This is a genomic window from Streptomyces sp. NPDC047085 (assembly GCF_040643735.1).
In the GTDB taxonomy this organism is placed as follows: Bacteria; Actinomycetota; Actinomycetes; order Streptomycetales; family Streptomycetaceae; genus Streptomyces.
In genome coordinates this window covers 1166654-1187212 of sequence record NZ_JBEYUW010000002.1, presented here as the reverse complement: position 1 = coordinate 1187212, position 20559 = coordinate 1166654, and the positions used below count along the sequence as shown (strand labels likewise).

Annotated in this window: 16 protein-coding genes; 10 read left to right on the top strand and 6 right to left on the bottom strand. The window is 73.6% G+C overall.

What is annotated here, in order from left to right:
* Positions 1-233: 233 nt before the first annotated feature.
* Positions 234-1163: a homocysteine S-methyltransferase gene (gene mmuM / locus ABZ865_RS10960; protein ID WP_361227125.1), complete on the bottom strand. Its 930-nt coding sequence runs from the start codon at positions 1161-1163 to the stop codon at positions 234-236.
* A gap of 194 nt (positions 1164-1357) precedes the next feature.
* Here mmuM and ABZ865_RS10955 point away from each other — a divergent pair, with 194 nt between their 5' ends.
* The 4 genes from ABZ865_RS10955 to ABZ865_RS10940 all read left to right on the top strand — a co-directional run bounded on the left by ABZ865_RS10955 (position 1358) and on the right by ABZ865_RS10940 (position 6472).
* Positions 1358-3052: a DUF2264 domain-containing protein gene (locus tag ABZ865_RS10955; RefSeq protein ID WP_361227322.1), complete on the top strand. Its 1695-nt coding sequence runs from the start codon at positions 1358-1360 to the stop codon at positions 3050-3052.
* A gap of 114 nt (positions 3053-3166) precedes the next feature.
* Entirely contained in the window at positions 3167-5185 is a 2019-nt protein-coding gene (locus ABZ865_RS10950; RefSeq protein ID WP_361227122.1) for a PE-PGRS family protein, read from the top strand.
* A gap of 24 nt (positions 5186-5209) precedes the next feature.
* The gene (locus tag ABZ865_RS10945; RefSeq protein ID WP_361227119.1) at positions 5210-5578 is read left to right on the top strand and encodes a VOC family protein; all 369 of its coding nucleotides are present in this window, start codon (positions 5210-5212) and stop codon (positions 5576-5578) included.
* Between the two features lie 72 nt (positions 5579-5650).
* Positions 5651-6472, top strand: a complete 822-nt coding sequence (locus ABZ865_RS10940) for an isocitrate lyase/phosphoenolpyruvate mutase family protein (protein WP_361227116.1) — start codon at positions 5651-5653, stop codon at positions 6470-6472.
* A gap of 14 nt (positions 6473-6486) precedes the next feature.
* Here ABZ865_RS10940 and ABZ865_RS10935 read toward each other — a convergent pair whose 3' ends face one another.
* The 4 genes from ABZ865_RS10935 to ABZ865_RS10920 all read right to left on the bottom strand — a co-directional run bounded on the left by ABZ865_RS10935 (position 6487) and on the right by ABZ865_RS10920 (position 12679).
* A complete protein-coding gene (locus ABZ865_RS10935; protein WP_361227113.1) occupies positions 6487-7071 on the bottom strand; it encodes a TetR-like C-terminal domain-containing protein in 585 nt (194 codons plus the stop codon).
* 78 nt (positions 7072-7149) lie between these two features.
* Entirely contained in the window at positions 7150-10032 is a 2883-nt protein-coding gene (locus tag ABZ865_RS10930; protein WP_361227110.1) for a glycoside hydrolase family 2 TIM barrel-domain containing protein, read from the bottom strand.
* Positions 10029-11276, bottom strand: coding sequence for an ROK family protein (locus ABZ865_RS10925; protein WP_361227107.1), 1248 nt, complete (start codon positions 11274-11276; stop codon positions 10029-10031). The genes ABZ865_RS10930 and ABZ865_RS10925 overlap by 4 nt, the downstream gene beginning before the upstream one ends.
* 149 nt (positions 11277-11425) lie before the next feature.
* Positions 11426-12679, bottom strand: a complete 1254-nt coding sequence (locus ABZ865_RS10920) for an FAD-binding protein (RefSeq protein ID WP_361227104.1) — start codon at positions 12677-12679, stop codon at positions 11426-11428.
* Between the two features lie 113 nt (positions 12680-12792).
* Here ABZ865_RS10920 and ABZ865_RS10915 point away from each other — a divergent pair, with 113 nt between their 5' ends.
* Complete coding sequence (locus ABZ865_RS10915) at positions 12793-13800, top strand: hydroxyacid dehydrogenase (RefSeq protein WP_361227101.1); 1008 nt, start codon at positions 12793-12795, stop codon at positions 13798-13800.
* Between the two features lie 27 nt (positions 13801-13827).
* On the opposite strand, the gene ABZ865_RS10910 is transcribed toward ABZ865_RS10915, so the two are convergent.
* Positions 13828-14859 (bottom strand): saccharopine dehydrogenase NADP-binding domain-containing protein, encoded by a 1032-nt coding sequence (locus ABZ865_RS10910; RefSeq protein ID WP_361227099.1) that lies wholly within the window; start codon positions 14857-14859, stop codon positions 13828-13830.
* A gap of 132 nt (positions 14860-14991) precedes the next feature.
* Here ABZ865_RS10910 and ABZ865_RS10905 point away from each other — a divergent pair, with 132 nt between their 5' ends.
* The 5 genes from ABZ865_RS10905 (at position 14992) to ABZ865_RS10885 (ending at position 20538) form a co-directional block, all read left to right on the top strand.
* On the top strand, positions 14992-15954 hold the full coding sequence (locus ABZ865_RS10905) for a helix-turn-helix domain-containing protein (protein WP_361227096.1): 963 nt from the start codon (positions 14992-14994) through the stop codon (positions 15952-15954).
* Between the two features lie 99 nt (positions 15955-16053).
* Positions 16054-16728: a pyridoxamine 5'-phosphate oxidase family protein gene (locus tag ABZ865_RS10900; protein ID WP_361227093.1), complete on the top strand. Its 675-nt coding sequence runs from the start codon at positions 16054-16056 to the stop codon at positions 16726-16728.
* Positions 16729-16786: 58 nt separating this feature from the next.
* A complete protein-coding gene (locus ABZ865_RS10895; protein WP_361227090.1) occupies positions 16787-18106 on the top strand; it encodes a radical SAM protein in 1320 nt (439 codons plus the stop codon).
* Positions 18107-18311: 205 nt separating this feature from the next.
* A complete protein-coding gene (locus tag ABZ865_RS10890) occupies positions 18312-19802 on the top strand; it encodes a cellulose-binding domain-containing protein (RefSeq protein ID WP_361227087.1) in 1491 nt (496 codons plus the stop codon).
* A gap of 208 nt (positions 19803-20010) precedes the next feature.
* The gene (locus ABZ865_RS10885) at positions 20011-20538 is read left to right on the top strand and encodes a GNAT family N-acetyltransferase (protein ID WP_361227085.1); all 528 of its coding nucleotides are present in this window, start codon (positions 20011-20013) and stop codon (positions 20536-20538) included.
* Positions 20539-20559 lie beyond the last annotated feature (21 nt).

Here is a 20559-nt window from a genome sequence, read left to right as displayed (position 1 = left end):
GGCGAGGCGCCGCTGAGTCGGGTCCCTTCACGGGGGTTGCGGGGCCGCTTGGGGGCGTGGGGGCCTGCATGGGGGCGGGTTCGTATCGATTCTCCGTGCCCCTGGTGCGGACCTGGCCGTCTCGGCCGTACGCCGCCTGCGCCGTTCCGTGGCAGCGAGGCGCCGCTGAGCCAGGACCGTACATGGGGCGCGGTCACGCCGCCGGTGTGGGTCACCGCGAGCGCGGGCGGCCCTCAGTCGTGTCCGCGCAGTACCTCCGCGATCGAGGCGATTCCCTCGGGCCCCACCCGGCAACACCCTCCGACCAGCCGCGCTCCCGCCGCACACCAGCTCTTGACCTGGTCGGCGCTGAACGTTGACCGTCCGTCCCAGGCCCGTGCCTTCGCGTCCCAGGCCTCCCCGCTGTTGGGGTAGGCGACGACCGGCTTGCCGGTCACCCGGGCCGCGGTTTCCACCGCGTACTCCACATCCTCCGGGGCACAGCAGTTGACCCCGACCGCGATCACCTCGTCCACGTCCGAGGCCAACCCGAACGCCTCCTCCAACGGCTGCCCCGCCCGCGTGCGCCGGCCCCCGACCGTGTAGGAGAGCCACGCCGGCACCCCCAGCCCGCGCACCCCCCGCACCAGCGCGAGCGCCTCGTCGGTGTCCGGCACGGTCTCCAGCGCCAGCACATCGGGCCCGGCACCGGCCAGCACCTCCAGCCGCGGCCGATGGAACCGCTCCAGCTCCGCCACGCTCAGCCCGTACCGCCCCCGGTACTCGGAGCCGTCCGCGAGCATCGCCCCGTACGGCCCCACCGACGCCGCCACCCACAGCGGCCGCGCGGCCCCGGCGACCCGCGCCCGCCGGACCGCCTCGCGGGCCAGCTCCACGCTCGACACCAGCAGCCGCGCGGCGCCCTCGCGGCCGATCCCGCGCTGGGCGAAGCCCTCGAACGTGGCCTGGTAGCCGGCGGTGATCGCCACGTCCGCGCCCGCCGTGAAGTACGCGAGGTGCGCCTCGACGACCGCCTCGGGCCGGTCGGCGAGCAGCCGCGCCGACCACAACTCGTCGCTCAGGTCGTACCCGGCCGACTCGAGCTGGTTGGACATGCCGCCGTCCAGCACGACCGGTCCGGCGGCGAGGGCTTCGGCGAGGCTGGGGGCGGTACTCCTGCTCATGTCACGAAGCTAGTCCAAACCAAAAGGCGCCGGACTCTGGAAAGCGCTTGCCCCCAAGCGGTACGGTCCACCCGCCCCCAGAACTCCTGGGGTGCCCCGACCGGAACCGGGGGGCCCCAGGTCTCGGACCAGGCGTGCCCGGCCGCCCCGGAAGCCGCCAGGGCCAGTCGCCCGAAAGGAACGGCCCCGACGTGATCCGCCTGCCCGCAGACGACCGTTCCCGGAGCCCGTACACCGGCTACACCCGCGCCCACTGGGAGGCCGCCGCCGACGCCCTGCTCGCCGCCGTCGAGCCCTTTGCCACCGCCGACCGCGCCCTCTACCACCTCCCCGGTGACCACGTGAGCCACTCGGGCCGCCTCTCCGACGGCCTGGAGGGCTACGCCCGTACGCTCCTGCTGGCCGCGTTCCGCAAGGACGAGACCGTGCTGGGCCGTTACGCCGAGGGACTCGTGACCGGTCCCGGCGGCGTGTGGCCGCGGATCACCGACCGCAGTCAGCCCCTGGTGGAGGCCGCCTCGATCGCGCTCGCCCTGCGGCTGACCCAGCCGCTGCTGTGGGACCGCCTGGACCAGCCGGTGCGCGAGCGGACGGCGGCCTGGCTGGCGGACGCGCTCACCGCCGAACCCTGGCCCAACAACTGGGAGTTGTTCCCGGTCGTCGTCGGCGGCTTCCTGACCGAGATCGGCCACCAGCCGGACGCGGCGCGCAAGGCGATCGACCGCGGTCTGGAACGCGTCGAGCGCTGGTACGTCGGCGGCGGCTGGTACACCGACGGCGACGGCCGCCTGTTCGACTACTACAACGGCTGGGCCCTCCACCTCTACACCGTGCTGCACGCCTGGCTGGCCGGCGACCCCGACCTGCTCGACCTCTACGGCAGCCGGCTCCAGGCCCATCTCGCCGACTACGCCCGCCTGTTCGGCGGCGACGGCGCTCCCGTGCCGCAGGGCCGCTCCCTCACCTACCGCTTCGCGACCGCCGCCCCGCTGTGGCTCGGCGCGCTCACCGGCCGCACCCCGCTGTCCCCGGGCGAGACCCGCAGGCTGGCCTCGGGCACGCTGCGCCACTTCCTGGACCGGGACGCCGTGGACCAGCGCGGCCTGCTGACCCTCGGCTGGCACGGCCCCGACGAGGCGGTGGTGCAAAGCTATTCGGGCCCGGCCTCCCCGTACTGGGCGAGCAAGGGCTTCCTCGGCCTGCTGCTGCCGGCCGACCACGCGGTGTGGACGGCGACGGAGGAGCCGGGCCCGGCCGAGCGCGCGGACGAGGCCCGGCCCGTGCCCGCCCCCAACTGGCTGCTCCAGTCGACCCGTTCGGACGGCCTGGTCCGCCTCCACAACCACGGCAGCGAGGACACCCGCTACGACCCCTACTACACCCGGCTCGCCTACTCGACCGCGACCGGGCCCAGCCCGTCGTACGACAACAGCGTGCTCGTCGACGGCGATCCGAGCCGCACCGACATCGTGCCGCTGGGCACGGGCCCTGGCTGGATCGCCTCCCGGCACACCGTGCGCGAGGGGGTCACCGTGACGAACCTGGTGCTCGCCGAGGGCGCGGCGGAGGTGCGGGCCCACCTCGTCTCGGGGGCCGCGCCCGGGACACCGGTGCGGATCACGGGGTGGGCCGCGCGGGACGGCGCCCGGGCCGAACTCCTGCCCGCCGTGGGCCTGTCCGACACCCTCACCGGGGTCGTCGGCGACGGGGACACCCTGTTCGTCGCGCTCGCCCGGCTGACCGCCGAGCCGTATCCCCGGCCGCCCTTGACCGAGCTGGTGTCCGTACGGGCGGACGGGGCAGGGGAGTTGGAGGTCCGCTGGAGCGGCGGAGCCGGGATCCGGGCCCGGCTGGGCGCGTCGGGCGTGGAGGTCACCGTACGGGACTGAGGGTGCCGTACGGCGCAGAGCGGGCGTTGCGGGTGTCCATGCCCGTGCCCGTATCCGTGCCCCTGTCCGTATTCGTGTCCGGACCGCGATGTTCCGTCAGGCAGGATGATCTCCATGCGGGGTGGGAGAGAAGAGCTTGCCGGGCTGCTGGGGCGGGCCGGGCTGGAGATCGTGGGCGACTGGCGGGTCGAGGAGGTGCTGCCGCCCGGGGCCGCCTGGCGCCGCGTCGTCGGCTTCCAGGCCGAGCCGACCGTGACCGTACGCTCGGACCGGCCCGATCCGGTCGCCGAACTCAACCGGCAGTGGCACCGGTTGGCGTCCGAGGCCGGGATCCTCGGCGGCGACGACGTGTTCCTCGTCTCCGTCGCCGGGAACTGGAAGCGGGAGGCGGCCGGCTTCTGGGCCCGGGTCCGGCTCACCGACGACTGGGACCTCGCCGGGGTGCTCGGCGAGCGCCCCGGACAGCCGGAGTTCGTCACGCTGTCGGCGGACGGGCAGGCCATGGTGGCCGCCACGACCGAGGAGTACGACGTCTGGCTGATCACCGAGGACCGGATCGGCGCGCGGCAGGACGCGGCCGCACGGGCCGCCGCCGACGAGACGCCCGAGGAACGCGAGGCCGCCTGGGCGGCACTGTTCCGGGGACCACGGCCCGGCGAGGAGCTGCTCGACGCCTGGGCGCGCGGCCTCTCGCTCAACCCGGCCGCCCCTGCGGACCTCCGCGCCCGGCTGCTGGAGCGGTCCCCCTACGTCATGTACAACCCCCTGCCGACGGAGGTCGTGGACGCGGCGCTGGCCCACCCCGACTGGAAGTTCCGGAGGCGGATGGCCGAGAGTCAGTCGAACATCAGCCCGGAGCAGTGGGCGCGGACGATCCTGGGCGAGCGCGAGGAGCGCCACCGGTGGCTCCTCACCCTGATCGCCGCGGAACGCCGGGCCGAGCTGGACGCGGACACCTGCCGCGCACTGGCCGCCGATCCGTCCCCGCGCGTCCGCTCCGAGGCCGCCCGCCTCCGCTGCCTGCCCGAGGACCTGTCGGTCACGCTCGCCGCCGACCCGGACGGCGGCGTACGGTCCGTGGCCTGCTGGGACGCCTGGCCGCATCTCGACACCCCGGCACGAGAGGCCCTGCTGGCCGACCCGGACGACCGGGTGCGGGCCGCCGCCCTGCTCCTGCACCACCGAGAACACCCGATGTCCCGCCCGGTGTTCGAGGCCCAGGAGGTCGAGGACCACGCGCTGAAGACCTGCCGGCTGGACCGCGACCTCGCCGCACACCTGGTACGGCACGGCGAACCGGCCCGGCGGCGCGCCCTCGCCGCCAACCCCCGCCTGGATCCGGACCTGGCCGCCCTGCTCGCCGAGGACCCCGACGCCGGAGTCCGGTACGAGGTGTCGATCCGGGCCGATCTCACCGAGGAGCAACGCGCCCGCGTCCGCATCGACTTCGACCCCGCCATTCATGCTCACGCCCTGGACTGGGTCCGGGACCTGCACCACGACCCCGCCGCCATGCGCCGCCTGGCCGCATCCGCCCACCCCCTCGTGCGCAGGAGCGTGGCCCGGGCCCGCCGCCTGCCGCCCGACGTCGTGGAGCGGCTCGCACGCGACGAGGACCGGGTCGTACGGCTCTTCCTCGCCGAGTCCTGCGACGACGCGCCCGGGGACATGCTGCTGGAGGTGTGGCAGTGGTGGACCGGAAGCCTCAGCCACCCCGACCGCCCACGCGGTCACCCCAACTTCCCCCGGCGCGGCCTGCTCCGGTACGCCGACGACCCCGACCCGCGCATGCGCCAACTGGCCCTGGACGACCCGGAGTCGACGCCGGACCTGGTCGAACGCCACAGCCGCGACGGCCACGCCGACGTACGCCACCGGGCCGCCGGCGACCCACGGCTGTCCGCCGCCGGCGCCGCCCGGCTCCTCGACGACCCGCACGGGCACATCCGCGTCCTGGCCGCCCGCCATCCCCGCCTGCCCGCCCGTCTCCTGACCGGCCTGCTGCGCCGCCTCCCCGAAGCGGAGGCGGCCGCCCACAACCCGTCCCTGCCCGTCGAGGTCATGCGCCGCATGGCGGACGCGATGGAGCTCCCGGACCGCTCCGCGCCCGTCACCCCGCGCTGGCTTTCCTGACCACGGCCCACGAGAATCCGCCCCATGACTTCCAAGATCCGTCACGTGACCGTCGACTGCGCCGACGCCTACGCCCTGGGCACCTTCTGGTCGAAGGTGCTGGACCAGCCCCTGCACGAGAACGACCACCCGGGCGACGAGATGGCCCTGATCGAGGGCGCGGGCCTGCTCTTCGTCACCGTGCCCGACGCCAAGACCGTCAAGAACCGGATCCACCTCGACCTCCAGCCCCAGGACCGCCGCCGCGACGAGGAGGTCGAGCGGCTGCTCGCCCTCGGCGCCACCCTGGTGGACGACCGGCGCAAGGCCGACGGCACCGGCTGGGCGGTCCTCGCCGATCCCGAGGGCAACGAGTTCTGCGTGGAGCGCAGCGCGGCGGAGCGCGGGCGGTAGCGAGGCGGCCGCCGAGGGGGTGGGTGCGACGGTTCGGCGGGCGCCGAAACGAGCGGCGCCTAGCGTGGACGTATGAACGCAGAGCGTGTTGTGACGTCCTTCGCCGCACTCCACCACCGCCCCGGCGAGCCGCTGCTCCTGCCCAACGCTTGGGACCACGCCTCGGCCGCCGCCCTCGCGGCCCGGGGCTGGCCCGCGATCGCCACGACGAGCCTCGCCGTGGCGGCGGCCGTGGGCCTCCCCGACGGACAGGCCGCGACCCGCGAGCACACCCTGCGCCTCGCCCTCACCCTCGGCTCGGAGCCCTACCTGCTCTCCGTCGACGCGGAGAACGGCTTCGCCGACGATCCGGACGACGTCGCCGAGTTCGCCCGCGAGCTGTGGGCCGTCGGGGTCGTCGGCATCAACCTGGAGGACGGTCTCGGGCCGGCCGCACGACACGCCGCGAAGATCGCCGCGGTGAAGGCGGCCGTGCCCGGCCTGTTCGTCAACGCCCGCACGGACACGTACTGGTCGGGCGACGGCGACGGAGCCGACGGCCAGACGGAGACCCTGCGTCGCCTCGACGCCTACCAGCAGGCGGGCGCCGACGGCGTGTTCGTACCCGGCCTGACCGACCCCACCCGGATCGCGGTCCTCGTCCGGCACCTCGACGCCCCGCTCAACATCCTCTACTCGCCCGCCGGGCCCACCGTGCCCCACCTCGCCGACCTGGGCGTCCGCCGGATCAGCCTCGGCTCACTGCTCTACCGGCGGGCGCTGGGCGCGGCCCTGGACGCGGTGGCCGACATCGCCGCGGGACGGACACCGGCCGGTACGACACCCTCCTACGACGAGGTGTGCGCGTCGGCCAGGAGCGCCCCGGCGAGCGGATCGGCGAACTCCACGGGGTGACCCGGGGCGCCGGTTCACCCGTCGGTCTTCTTCTCCCGGGGCCAGTGCGCGAGGGCGAGGTGCAGGGCCTCGACCGCCTTGTCCCAGGACGCCTGGACGTCCCGGTCCGCGCCGAAGCCGCCGGCGGACTCCAGGACGCAGTAGCCGTGGAAGGTGCTGCGCAGCAGCCGTACGGCGTCCGTGAGATCGGGCTCGTCCAGGCCGTAGGCGCGCAGCATGCCGTACGTGATGTCGGCCGTGCGGCGCAGGGCGGGGGAGTCGGCGATCAGGGCCTGGTCGATGCGGATCTGCGTGGCCGCGTACCGGCCCGGGTGCTCCAGCGCGTAGGCCCGGTACGCGCCCGCGAACGCGGCCAGCGCGTCCTTCCCCGCCCGCCCCGCCACCGCCTCCGCGATCCGGTCGATCAGCTCGCCGCCCGCGTACAAGGCGAGCCGCGTCCGCAGCTCGCCCAAGCCCCTGACGTGCGAGTACAGACTCGCGTCCTTCACGCCGAAGCGCCGGGCCAGCGCGGACAGGGTGACACGCTCGAACCCCGCCTCGTCGGCGAGTTCCGCCGCAGCCGCCACCAGCCGGTCGACGGTGACCCCCGCTCGGGCCATGAGCCACCTCCTCAGGCGTTCCTGGGCCCCCTAGGGTAATTCCTAGGGGGCACCCGGGAACGCGCGTGGGCGGGTGGGTCAGCCGGCCTCGGGCGCCTCGGTCTCCGAGAAGACGAAGGAGAACTGTGCCGGCGCGGCCCTCAGGTGGTACTGGGGCAGCGGGCCCGGGCCGCAGGACTGCGAGCCGAGGGCGTGGTGGGCGTGGTCGAGGTTGACCCAGACCGTGGTGCCGGGGGTGAGGTCGGTGCGGTGGGTGGCGGCGTCCAACTGTTCCGTGGTCCAGCGGCGGGCGGTGAGGTAGAACTCCGGGTCGCCCTCGATGCGCAGGCCGCCCAGTTCCGCCCAGCGGACGTCGGCGCGGGCGCCGTTCTCCTGGGGGCGGACGTACGGCGTCTGCAGGTCGTCCACCGTCGACTCCCGGCGGGCGATCGTGGAGGCCAGCCTGCTGTCCGGGTATGCCTCGCCCGGACCGCCGCCGTACCACCGCACACGGTCGGCCGAAAGGCCGAAGCGGATGCCGAGCCGGGGCAGCGGGACGCGCCAGTCGCCCTCCGGGGTCACGGACACGGTCAGCCGGAGACGGTGTCCGTCCGATGCCCAGCGGTACGCGGTCGACAGTCCGATCTCCCCGGCGGCCGGTGCCACCCGGGTGCGCACCGTCAGCGCGTTGTCGTCCAGGTCCACCGCGTCGAGCCGGTGGCGCATGCGGTGCAGGCCGAGCGTGCGCCACAGCGGGCCGTAGCGGAGGTCGGGCTGCCAGGGGGCGCCGTCGTCGTTGTCGGTCGTCGCGCGCCAGACGTCCAGGCGGAGACCGGTGACGTCGACTCCGCCGATCGTCCGCAGGGCGCCGGTGCGGGCGTCGAAGGACGCCGGGCCGAGGGTGATCAGTTCATCGGCCGCGTCCCGTGCCGGGGCGGTGCCCGACAGGATCGACGGGATCGACGGGGCCCGGCGTGGGGACACGGCGAACTGGCCCCAGGCGACGACGTGGTCCTGCGGCGCCCACGCGGTGTCGGCGGCGAGCCGTGCCCGTACCGTCCAGAAGGCCTCGCCCGCCGGGGCCGCGAGCGGTGGTTCGGGCAGCTTCACCTCGGCGGACTCGCCGGGCGCGAGTACGGGGACCGTCAGGGTGCCCGTCCCGGCCGTCTCGCCGTCCACCTGGTACGACCAGGTGAACGCCAGCGCGGACAGGTCGGCGAAGTCGTACTTGTTGGTGACGCGGACGGTGCCGCCCCTGCCGTCGACCTCGATGGCGACCGGCTCGATCACCTTCTTGAACTCGATCAGCCCGGGGGAGGGCTGCCGGTCCGGGAAGAGCAGGCCGTCGCAGACGAAGTTGCCGTCGTGCAGTTCCTCGCCGAAGTCGCCGCCGTAGGCGTAGCCGTACCGCTCGTCCTCGATGCCGTGGTCGATCCACTCCCAGACGAAGCCGCCCTGGAGCCGGTCGTACGCCTCGAAGATCCGCTGGTAGTCGGCCAGTCCGCCGGGGCCGTTGCCCATGGCGTGGGCGTACTCGCAGAGGATGAAGGGGAGTTCGCGGCGCTTGTGGGTGCCGCCGTCCTGGCGCCGGCCGATGCGCTCGACCTCGGCGTGGTCGGCGTACATGCGTGAGTACATGTCCGTGTCACGGCAGTCGAGGTCGCCCTCGTAGTGCACGAGACGGGAGGAGTCGCGGCCGTGGATCCACTCGGCCATCGCGGTCAGGCCCCGGCCGGTGCCGGCCTCGTTGCCGAGGGACCAGATGACGACCGAGGGATGGTTCTTGTCCCGCTCGACCATCCGGGCGGCGCGGTCGAGCAGGGCCGGGGTCCAGCGGTCGTCGTCGACGGGGTTGTCCCGCCAGCCCTGCTCGGTGAAGCCGTGGGTCTCCAGGTCGCACTCGTCGACGACCCAGAGCCCGTACTCGTCGCACAGGTCGAGGAAGGCGGGGTGCGGCGGGTAGTGGGAGGTGCGGACGGCGTTGATGTTGTGCCGCTTCATCAGCAGCACGTCCTCCCTCATGGTCGCGAGGTCCAGCGCGCGGCCCCGCTCCGGGTGCCATTCGTGCCGGTTGACGCCCTTGAAGAGGACCGGCCTGCCGTTGACCTTGATCAGGCCGTCCGACAGTTCCACCGTGCGGAAGCCGATGCGCAGCGGGATCCGCTCGCCCTCGGTGGCCAGTTCACCGTCGTACAGCCTCGGCGCCTCGGCCGACCACGGCTCGACCGGGACCGTCACCGCTTCGCCGGTGGCGATGTCGACGCCGAGGCCGGGGACGGTGACCCGGCCGTCCACGTCGGCGTCGACGCGCAGGGTGCCCGTGCCGGTGACGTGGTCGTAGGAGGCGTGCACGAAGAAGTCGAGGGCGCAGCCCGCCGGGCGGTGCAGCAGGGTGACGTCACGGAAGATGCCGGGCAGCCACCACTGGTCCTGGTCCTCCAGGTACGAGCCCGCCGACCACTGGTGGACCCGGACCGCGAGGACGTTGCCGGCGGTCCTCAGCAGATGGCCGACCGGGAACTCGTGCGGGAGCCGGGAGCCCTTGAACTCGCCGATGTCCGTGCCGTTCAGCCAGACCCGGGCGCAGGACTCCACACCGTCGAACCGCAGGACGGCACCGCCGTCGGCCGGCCAGTCCTCCGGCAGATCGAAGACGCGCAGATGGTCGCCGGTGGGGTTCTCGGTCGGGACGCGGGGCGGGTCGACGGGGAAGGGGTAGAGGTGGTTGGTGTAGATGGGGGAGCCGTGCCCCTGGAGGACCCAGTGGCCGGGGACCGACACCTCGGCCCAGCCGCCGGCGTCGTACCCCTCCTGCGCGAAGGAGTCGTCCTCGGCGTCGGCCGTGTCCGACAGCCGGAAGCGCCAGCTGCCGTTGAGCGAGAGGGAGGTGGCGTCCGAGGAGGCGTACCAGGCCCGGGGCGGCAGCGCCCCGCTGCCCGGGGAGACGTCCTCGACATAGGCGGTGCTGGTCCGGAAAGTCATCGGTCTCCTGCCTTCGCTTCCGTTGGTTCCATCCCGGACGGGGTCCGTCGCTGTCCCGCCGACCGCAGGACGCCCTCCAGCGCGAAGGTGGCGGCGCCGAGGGACACCGGGTCGGTCGGGATGGGGGAGAGGACGATCTCGGTGGCGGCCAGCGGCCGCCCGAGCGCGCGCCGGGCGACGGCCGTGCGCACCTCCCGGAGCAGCGGCTCGCCCAGCCGGGACGCCACCCAGCTGCTGAGGACGACCACTTCGGGGTTGAGGAGGTTGATCAGATCGGCGATCGCCGCGCCCAGGTAGCGGGCGGTGGACCGGACCACCGCGAGGGCCACCGGGTCGTTCGCGGCCACCGCCCGGGCCAGCGCGTCGATGGTGGCGGTCTGGTCCTCGGGGTGCAACAGCGGGGAGCGCGGGTCGAGTTCGGTCAGGTTCCGCATGATGCCCGGCGCGCCGACGTACGTCTCCACGCACCCCTGGTTGCCGCAGTGGCACGGCCGGCCGTCCAGGACGAGCGTGGTGTGCCCCCACTCGCCCGCGCTGTTGCTCACCCCCCGGTGCAGGCCGCCGCCGAGCGCCAGCCCCGCGCCGACACCGGTACCCAGGTTCACCACCACGGCGTCCTCGCGGCCCCGCGCGGCACCGAACCACAGCTCGGCCACCGTGCAGGCGCGCAGCGGGTTGTCCAGGTGGAGGGGATACGGGAGGCGTTCGGCGAGCAGGTCGAGCAGCGGCACCTCGCGCCAGTTCCAGTTGGCCGCGTACTCCACGACCCCGGTGGCCCGGTCCACCTGGCCCGGCATGCTGACCCCGACGCCCAGCACCCGGGCCGCCCCGGCCCCCGCCCGCGCGACCACCGAGCCGACGGCGGCGGCGACACGACCGACGACCTGCTCCGGGCCGCTCTCGCCGGGCCCCAGGTCCTCCTCCGCGCGGGCCAGCACGTTCAGCGCCAGGTCGAACAGCTCGGCGTGGACGTACGTCTCCGCGATGTCGACACCGATCAGCGCGCCGCCCCCCGACGCGTCGACGGCGACCAAGCCCCGGGGGCGGCCCCCGGCGGAGTCCTCGAAGCCGACCTCGGTGATCAGGCGCAGGTCCAGCAGCTCGCCGACGAGCGTGGCGACCGTGGCCAGGCTCAGCCCGGTGGCGGCCGCCAGCTCCTGCCGGGAGGTGGGCGACACGGCGATGATCTGGCGCAGCACCTCGTAGCGGTTCGCGGTGCGGATGTCCCGTGAGGTGCGCTTCACGGAGCTGCCCTCCCAACCCGTCCAGAGCCGGCCGGTGCGCTCGGAGCACCGGGGCGGGCGCCAGGCTATGGCCGGGAGAGGCTTTCGACAAGGGGTTAGGAAAGGGGGTGGAGAAAGCCGCGGCCGCCCCGGCGGTCCCTGTGCGGACGTCAGCCGCCGAGGACGTCCCGGACGAAGGCGTTGGTGAACTTGCCGGTGGGATCGATGGCTTGGGCCAGCTCGCGGAAGTCGGCCAGGCGCGTGTACCGGCGCCGGATCTCCGCCGCCGGCATGGTGAACACCTTGCCCCAGTGCGGACGCGGATCGAAGGGGTCCAGCGCCTCCTCGACCCGGCGCACCACCGGCAGCACGGCCTCCGTGTCCACGACCCAGGTGAAGTGCACCGCCACCGAGTCGCGGCCGTGGGCCGGGCTGAGCCACTGCGGGTCGGCGGCGACCGTACGCACCTCGCAGGTCTGCAGCACACCGGCGACCGTCGACCTGATCCCGTCGAGCGCGTGCAGCACGTCGAGGGCCGTCGACCGCGGCAGCAGATACTCCGACTGCAGCTCCGCCCCGCTGCTCGGCGTGAACTCCGCCCGGAAGTGCGGCAGCCGCTCGTGCCACGGCCCCGGCACCCCGAACTGCTCGGTGCAGTTCACCGCGGGCATCCCCGGCACCGGGTGCAGCGCCTCGGTCGCCGGTTCGGCCCAGGGGAAGCGCACCGGCGCCCGGTCGGTGCGCCGTTTCACCCACACCTGCCGGAAGCCGGGCTCCCGCCAGTCGGTGAACAGGCTCACGCTGTACGCCGACCCCGCCACCGCCTCGTAGTCCAGCCCGGCGAGCGGCAGTTCGGTGAACACGTGCTGCTCGACCTCGTACGACGGCTCCAGGTCGAGGGTGAGCGCGGTGACCACGCCGAGCGCGCCCAGCGAGGTCACGGCCCCGTCGAAGCGGGCGTCCCCGCGGGCGATCGTCACGGTCGTACCGTCCGCCGTGACCAGCTCCACCTCCCGCACCACCTCCGCGAGCGGCCCGTTGCCGACCCCCGAACCGTGCGTGCCGGTGGCCACCGAACCCGCCACCGAAATGTGCGGCAGCGAGGCCATGTTGGGCAGGGCGAGGCCGTGCGCGTGGACGGCGCGGGCGAGTTCCGCGTACCGGACACCGCCCGAGACGCGGACCGTGCGGGCCGCGGTGTCCACGTCGATCACCGGCGGGAGGGCGGCGATCGACAGCAGCACGCCCTCGCCGCCGGGGTCCGCGATGCGGTTGAACGAGTGGCCGCTGCCCAGCACCCGCACCTTCGCGCTCCCGGCCACCAGAGCCCGGAGCGCGTCCAGGGAGTCCGGGCGGTGGAACTCCCTGGCCGAGTAGACGATGTTGCACGCCCAGTTGGTGACCGTCTGCGCCGACTCCGTCATTCCTGTCGTCCCTCCGGGAGAGTGGGTCCGGTCCGCGTTGACCCTCTCATTCGCCGGGACCTACCGTGGAGAGCGGTTGCTGCCCGCGCGTCACCGAGCCGGAGGCCCCTTCCTTGCCCGAGCGTCCCCAGGCGTTGTTCGCCATGACCGCCCAGAACGTGCCGCACCTCTTTCCGCCGGAGCTGCTCGCCCGGCTGCGCGCGCACGTGGACGTCGACCCCGCCCTGGTGGCGCACGACTTCACCGGACCCCGGGTACGGGAGACGCTCGCCCGCACCGAGATCCTGATCACCGGCTGGGGCTGCCCCCGCCTGGACGCCGCCGCGCTGGACGCGGCCCCGAAACTGCGGGCGGTGCTGCACGCGGCCGGCTCGGTGAAGGGCTTCACCACCCCCGAGGTGTGGCGGCGCGGCATCGTCGTCTCCTCGGCCGCCACCGCCAACGCCGTACCCGTCGCCGAGTACACCCTGGCCATGATCCTGCTCGCCGGAAAGGACGTCCTCGCCGCCCGGGACCGGCTGCGCACCCGCCGCGGCTTCCCCTACGGCGACCTCGTCCCCGGCATCGGCAACCACGGCCGCCGCGTCGGCGTCGTCGGCGCCTCCCGCGTCGGCCGGCGGCTGATCGAGCTGCTGCGGCCCCACGACCTCCGGGTGAGCCTCGCGGACCCGTACGTCGACCAGGCCGAGGCCGCCCGGCTCGGCGTCCCGCTGCTGCCGCTGGACGAGCTGCTGCGCACCTCGGACATCGTCACCCTGCACGCCCCGGCGACTCCCGAGACCCGGCACCTGATCGGCGCCCGCGAACTCGCCCTGATGCCCGACGGATCCGTACTGATCAACACCGCGCGCGGCACCCTGGTCGACCACGGCGCCCTGACCGGGGAACTGCGCACCGGACGCCTGAGCGCCGTCCTCGACGTCACCGACCCCGAGCCGCTGCCCGCCGACTCCCCTCTGTTCGACCTGCCCAACGCCGTCGTCACCCCCCATGTCGCCGGCTCCCAGGGCAACGAGCTGGCCCGGCTCGGGCGGACCGTGGTCGAGGAGGCGGCCCGACTGTCGGCGGGCGACGGACTGCTGCACGCCGTCGACCACGCGGAGCTGGAGCGGACGGCCTGACGGCGGACGGCGCGGGCACCCGGCCCGCTACGGACGCAGGTCCGGCGAAAGGTGCGCGGACAGTGCGCGGAGGAAGTCCGGCGCGTCGAAGATCTCGCCCGCGGCGGCGACACCGACCGCCTTGGTCCGTCCCGTGAGGATGCGCTCGACCGCTTCCACCGCGAGCGGCGCGGTGACGGCGTAGATGTCCTGGCCGCTCGCCACGGCGCGCCGCTCGCGGTCACCGGAGCGCACGACGGCCTCGACGAGGAAGGTCTGCGCGGACCGCCCCCGCTCGTCGGCGGCGGTCGGCGACGGTGTGTCCGGGGACGTCACCTCCCGGGCCGCCTCGACCGTCATGTAGGTGCGCACCTCGGGAATGGGCAGGTGGCTGGGGACGGTGACCACGTCGGCCATCGTGAACTCCCCGACGACGGGCCGGGTGCCCAGGGGCTCGGGGAAGGTCCAGTCGAGGATCGGCGGCTTGTCGTCGCGGTAGTCCAGCCGCCCGTTCGTGTGGACGACGCGCCGGCCGCCGCGCCGCTCCCGGGAGACCGCGCCCGCGGCGCGCGAGCCGGCGGTCGGGTGCCAACTGCTCAGCGCGTACGCGATGTGCGCCTCGTCGGCCGTCGTCCAGTCGCCCATCGCGGCGGTGACGAGCAGGTCGCCGAGACCTCCGTAGAAGGCCATCGCGGGGACGATCACCGCTCCCGCCGCGCGGGCGCGGTCCGCGAAGTGCGAGAACGTGTCGACGTTGGCCTCGATCTCGGCCGCCACATCCACGTACGGGATCCCGGCGCGCAATGCCGCCTCGATCACGGGGGCGGCCGTCACGGCGAAGGGCCCCGCGCAGTTGATCACGGCCGCCGTACCGGCCAGCGCGCGGTCCAGCGAGGCCGGGTCGTCCACGGACGCCGGACGGACGTCCGATCCGGGAGCGGACGCCCCCAGCGCCGTCAGCCTGTCGGCGTCCCGGCCGGAGAGCACCGGGACGAACCCGCGCTCCCGCAGCTCCGCCACCACGAAGCGCCCGGTGTGCCCGTACGCCCCGAACACCGCCACCGCTTCCCTCGAACCCATGGGTTCCCCCGTAACTCCGTTGATCTGCCTGCTGCGAATGCATCGATCCGCCGCGATCCGACGTGGCCATCCTGGCGGTGGCGCGTGCCCCGGACGAGTGTCCGGAACGACATGACCCGTACAATTCCGGACGTGACCACTGTCGCGCTCGCCGTCACCGACGGAATGCTGCACTTCGAACTGTCCATGGCCTACGAGGTGTTCGGGGCGGCCCCGGACGGCGTGACAGGGATCCCCTGGTACGACGTCGAGGTCTGCGGGCCGGGCGCCGTGCGGGTCGGCCGGTTCCGGCTGGAGCCCGACCACGGCCTCGACGGGCTCGCGCGCGCCGACACCGTGATCGTCCCGGGCTGGGCCGACATCGGCGTGGAGCCGCCCGCCGGTCTGGTCGACGCGGTGCGCGCGGCCCATGAGGCGGGCGGACGCGTGGCCTCCCTGTGCACCGGCGCGTTCGTGCTGGCCGCCGCCGGCCTGCTGGACGGGAAGCGCGCCACCACGCACTGGGCGCACACCCGGGAACTGGCCGCCCGCCACCCCCGGGTGGAGGTGGACCCGGACGTCCTCTACGTCGACAACGGCAGCGTGCTCACCTCCGCCGGCAAGGCCGCCGCCATGGACCTCTGTCTGCACCTCGTCCGCCTCGACCACGGCGCGTCGGTCGCCAACATCGTCGCCCGCCGCCTGGTCGTGCCGCCGCACCGGGACGGCGGCCAGGCCCAGTTCGTCACCACCCCGGTGCCCGCCCCCGACCGCCACCCGCTCGATCAACTGCTCCCCTGGGTGCTGGCCCGGCTGGACCGGCCGCTGACCGTTGAGGACCTCGCCCGCCAGGCGCGGATGAGCTCGCGCCACCTCGGCCGCCACTTCAGGTCGGCGACCGGCACCACCCCGCTGCAATGGCTGCTGACCCAGCGGATCCGTCGCGCCCAGGAGTTGCTGGAGACCACCGACGACAGCGTCGACACCATCGCGGCCGCCACCGGCATGGGCACCGCCACGACCCTGCGCCGGCACTTCAACCGCACGGTCGGTGTCCCCCCGGACACCTACCGCCGCACCTTCCGCGCGCGGACCCTCCCCGGCTCGCATGCGTGACCATCCGCCTGGTGCGGATTTCGTTGTTCAAGCGCGCTCGATGAGGCACTTTCGTAAATCTATAGCTCCATGGATGCGTATTCAGTAGATTTACCGTCCATGACCTCACCCTCCCTCCCCGCCCGGCTCCCCGAGACCGGGCTCACCCGGCACCGTCGCCTGCGCGAGCAGGGCAGTCTGGAGCGGGCCGAGCTCGACGCGATCCTGGACGCCGGGTTCGTCTGTCACCTGGGTGTGGTGGTCGAGGGGCGGCCACTGGTCGTGCCGACCGTGTACGGCCGGGACGAACGGCAGCTGTACGTCCACGGGTCCGTGGCGAGCCGCAGCCTGGCGGGCGACGCCCCCGTCTGCGTCACCGTCACCCACGTCGACGGCCTGGTCCTCGCCCGCTCCGTCTTCGAGCACGGGGTCAACTACCGCAGTGCCGTCATCCACGGCGAGGCCCGCAGGGTCACCGACCCGGAGGAGAAGCTGGAGGGGCTGCGCCGGCTCACCGAGCACGCGACGCCCGGGCAGTGGTCGTACGCACGCCGGCCGAACCGCAAGGAACTCGCCGCCACGACCCTCCTCGCCCTCTCACTGGAAGAGGCTTCGGTCAAGATCCGCGCCGGCGCCCCCGACGACGGCGACGGACCCGACGCCGAACTGGGCCTGTGGGCCGGGACCCTGCCGCTGACCGCGGTCTGGGGCGCCCCCGTGGCCGACCCTCGGCTGCCGTCGGACATCCCCGTCCCGGGACACATCGCGCGACGTGAGGGGACCCGGCACGGCTGACGCGCGGGCGGGGGCATACGGTGAGGAGCCGAACGCCTGAGCCGGGAGGAGACACGGGATGGGCAGCCGCACCGCGTTGGTCGAGGATCTGATGGAGCGCTTCCCGCATGTGCCACGGGAAGCCGTCTTCAAGGAGGACCTGCTCCGGGGCGGCGTCGCCTTCGACCCCTCCGCCCTCAGTGACAACGAGGGCGGCGAGGTCAAGCCGAAGTCGTACTTCATCTTCTCCTTCGACCACGGCACCCTGCCCGAACTGGGCGAGGCCGCGCTGCGCCGGCCGCCGGAGGAGATCATCCTCACGGGTGGCCCGTACGACCTGCGCCGTACGGTCGTCTCCGTACGGGTGAATCCCACCTCGCCGTACCGGGTCGCCGCCGACGACGAGGGGCTGCTCGGGCTGTACCTGGACGGGAAGCGGATCGCCGACGTCGGCGTGCCGCCGATGCCCGAGTACTACCGGCACACCCTCTCCAACGGGAAGTCCGTCATGGAGGTCGCCCCCACCATCCAGTGGGGCTACCTCATCTACCTGACCGTCTTCCGGGTCTGCCAGTACTTCGGCGCGAAGGAGGAGTGCCAGTACTGCGACATCAACCACAACTGGCGCCAGCACAAGGCGGCGGGGCGGCCGTACACCGGGGTGAAGGACGTCGAGGAGGTCCTGGAGGCCCTCGAGATCATCGATCGGTACGACACCCAGAAGGCGTCCACCGCCTACACCCTCACCGGCGGAGCCATCACCAAGACCGTCGCCGGGCGCGACGAGGCCGACTTCTACGGCCACTACGCCAAGGCCATCGAGGAGCGCTTCCCCGGCCGCTGGATCGGCAAGGTCGTGGCGCAGGCGCTGCCCAAGGCGGACGTGCAGCGGTTCAAGGACTACGGCGTGCAGATCTACCACCCCAACTTCGAGGTGTGGGACCGCCGGCTGTTCGAGCTGTACTGCCCCGGCAAGGAGCGGTACGTCGGCCGGGACGAGTGGCACAGGCGGGTCCTCGACTCGGCCGAGGTCTTCGGCGCGCGCAACGTCATCCCCAACTTCGTGGCGGGCGTGGAGATGGCCGAGCCGTTCGGCTTCACCACCGTGGACGAGGCCATCGCCTCCACCACCGAGGGCCTGCGCTTCTTCATGTCGCACGGCATCACGCCCCGCTTCACCACCTGGTGCCCCGAGCCCACCACCCCGCTCGGCAAGGCCAACCCGCAGGGCGCGCCGCTGGAGTACCACATCCGGCTGCTCCAGGCCTATCGGCAGACGATGGACGACTTCGGTCTGTCCTCCCCGCCCGGCTACGGCCCGCCCGGACCCGGCCGCGCGGTGTTCTCCGTCAGCTCCTTCATGGACAGCCTGCCCGCCGAGGAGCCGGTGGAGGTCTGAGCCGGAGAGAACCGACGGCGCGTTGAACACCGGGGCGCCCGCGTCCGTACTCCAGACCGGAGGCGCGGGCCGGGCCGTCACCGGATTTGAAGATTCCGCTTGTCAGTCGTGTCGGCGGCGTGAAAAGCTCCTGCCCGCCGCGAGGTTTTCCCCAACTCCCTTCCTTCTGTGGTGAGTTGACCTCGCTCGTGGATGCAGGAGTCCCATGCCCGACCTGCCGACCCCCAAGGACGCCACCGAGTCCGCGCTGTTCTCCGAGTGCTGGGACGCGGTGCTCTCGTACGCCGATCTGTGCACCGCCGGCTCCCTGGCGGCGCACCAGCTGGCGACCGAGGCGTTCACGGTCGGCATGCGCGAGGTGCGCGCCGCGGGCTCGTCCGTACGCGGCGGGGTCCGGCGCCCCGCACGGCTGCCGATGATCCCGGAGCTGCTCACCGCCGTACGCGCCACGGCCGCCGCCTGGGAGGCCGACGGCCAGGGCCACAAGCTCGACCCCGACCTCCGGCTGTGGCTCAACTCCGGCAAGGCCGCCCGCTACACCGGGCCGCCCCTGGAGCGGCCGATCGCCCTGCGCGGCCTCAGGGACATGCAGGAGGCGGACGCCGCGCTGCTGTGGCTCGCCGAGGTGGAGGCGCTGCCCCTGCCCACCGTGGCCCGCCGCCTGGGCCTGGACCCGGAGACCGCCGCCGAGGAACTCGAACAGGTCCGCGTCCTGTTCCGGGACCGCTGCCACCGCGCCCACCGCGACACCCCGATGGACGCACAGTGTCGCAGCTACGCCCGCCTGCTGGACGCGGTCACCCGCTCGCCCGTCGCCGACACGCCCGACGACCTGTCCCGGCACCTCGCCACCTGCGTGCGGTGCGCCGAGGCCGCCGCCTGTCTGCGGCTGCACGGCGGCGGACTGCCGGCCGCGCTCGCCGGCGGGGTCGTCGGCTGGGGTGGCCTCGCCTATCTGGAGCGCCGGCGCCGCGCCACCGAGGCCCGCCTCGGCGCGGGCGGCCCGGCGCCGGCCGGCACCGGAGACCCCGGGGAGAACACGGGCCGCCACCGCGTCCTGCGAGGCGGCCTGCTCGTCGCCGCCGTGCTCCTGTCCGCCCTGGCGCTCGGCGTGTCGATGATGCCGTTCGGCGACTCCGGCGACGAGCGGGCCGCGGCCCACGACGACCGCCGCACGGTCGCCGACCCCGGCACGTTCACCTCCGGCAGCGCGGCCGGCCCCGCCCCCTCGGCCACCCCCTCCCGCTCCTCCTCCGCCGCCCCCTCCGGGAGCGCCACCCCGGACCGTGGCCGTACCCACCACAAGAACCCCGATCCCGAACCCCAGGGCACCTCCTCCGCCGCCCCGACCCCCAGTCCCAGCCGCACGACGGCCGCCGCCCCGGCCTGCCGGGTCGACTACCACCTGGACAGCGAGTGGAGCACCGGCTTCCAGGCCACCCTCACCGTCACCACCGACAAGGCCCTCACCGACTGGCGGGTCGCCTGGACCTTCCCCGACGGCCAGCAGGTCGGCCAGATGTGGGACGCGGCCGCCGACCAGAACGGCTCCCGCGTCACCGCCGCCGCCCACGACTACAACAAGGCCGTCGCCGCGCACTCCACCTTCAGCTTCGGCTTCGTCGGCTCCTGGCAGGGCAGGAACCGGGCACCGTCCGCCTTCACCCTCAACGGGGATACCTGCGCGACGCGTTGACGGCCCGGCCGGCCGAGCTCACCCCCGAAATCGACGATGGGCTTGTCGCCCGGCTGCAGGCCGCGGGCCGCTCCCGGCGTGTTGTTGATCCCCCCTGCTTTCCCTGCGGTCGGGCGTAGCGGCCACACCGGCACGTCATATTCCTCCGGCTCAAGAGCCCGCCCTGAGCGGCCTGTTGAGAGGGAAAGGGGGTGTTAATCTCTGCGGCGTGCCCAGACTCATCGAGCCCACCGCCCGTTTGCGGACCTCCTGGATGGAGGCGCGCGAGGAGTGGGGCCCCGACGCTCATCAGGACGGAAGCGGACTGCGGCTCGCAGGGCCGGATCTCGACAGCGTCGCCGGCTTCGAGGAGTGGGTGAGGTGTCTGCGGGCGCAGTCCGACCGGTCGCTGCCCCTGCCGCAGGGCCGTGTGCACGCGACGCACCTGTGGATCGTCGAGGACGACACCTATCTGGGGGCGATCGACGTACGGCACTACCTGAACGCCCTCCTGCTGGAGGGCGGCGGCAACATCGGCTACAGCGTGCGCCCTTCGGCACGCCGGCGAGGGCACGCCACCTGGGCTCTGCGCTCGGTCCTGCCCGAGGCGCGCCGTCAGGGTCTGGACCGGGTCCTGCTGACCTGCGACGACGGCAACACGCCCTCCGCGCGCACGATCGAGGCGAACGGCGGTGTCCTGGAAGACGTGCGCACCACCCCTCTCGGTGTGAAACGCCGTTACTGGATCACGCTCTGACACCACCTCCGGTGACAGCGC

Bases quoted from the DNA above. Each gene is read 5' to 3' on its own strand.
- mmuM (WP_361227125.1), bottom strand. From the start codon at position 1,163: ATGAGCAGGAGTACCGCCCCCAGCCTCGCCGAAGCCCTCGCCGCCGGA.
- ABZ865_RS10950 (WP_361227122.1), top strand. From the start codon at position 3,167: ATGCGGGGTGGGAGAGAAGAGCTTGCCGGGCTGCTGGGGCGGGCCGGG.
- ABZ865_RS10945 (WP_361227119.1), top strand. From the start codon at position 5,210: ATGACTTCCAAGATCCGTCACGTGACCGTCGACTGCGCCGACGCCTAC.
- ABZ865_RS10940 (WP_361227116.1), top strand. From the start codon at position 5,651: ATGAACGCAGAGCGTGTTGTGACGTCCTTCGCCGCACTCCACCACCGC.
- ABZ865_RS10935 (WP_361227113.1), bottom strand. From the start codon at position 7,071: ATGGCCCGAGCGGGGGTCACCGTCGACCGGCTGGTGGCGGCTGCGGCG.
- ABZ865_RS10930 (WP_361227110.1), bottom strand. From the start codon at position 10,032: ATGACTTTCCGGACCAGCACCGCCTATGTCGAGGACGTCTCCCCGGGC.
- ABZ865_RS10920 (WP_361227104.1), bottom strand. From the start codon at position 12,679: ATGACGGAGTCGGCGCAGACGGTCACCAACTGGGCGTGCAACATCGTC.
- ABZ865_RS10910 (WP_361227099.1), bottom strand. From the start codon at position 14,859: ATGGGTTCGAGGGAAGCGGTGGCGGTGTTCGGGGCGTACGGGCACACC.
- ABZ865_RS10900 (WP_361227093.1), top strand. From the start codon at position 16,054: ATGACCTCACCCTCCCTCCCCGCCCGGCTCCCCGAGACCGGGCTCACC.
- ABZ865_RS10895 (WP_361227090.1), top strand. From the start codon at position 16,787: ATGGGCAGCCGCACCGCGTTGGTCGAGGATCTGATGGAGCGCTTCCCG.
- ABZ865_RS10890 (WP_361227087.1), top strand. From the start codon at position 18,312: ATGCCCGACCTGCCGACCCCCAAGGACGCCACCGAGTCCGCGCTGTTC.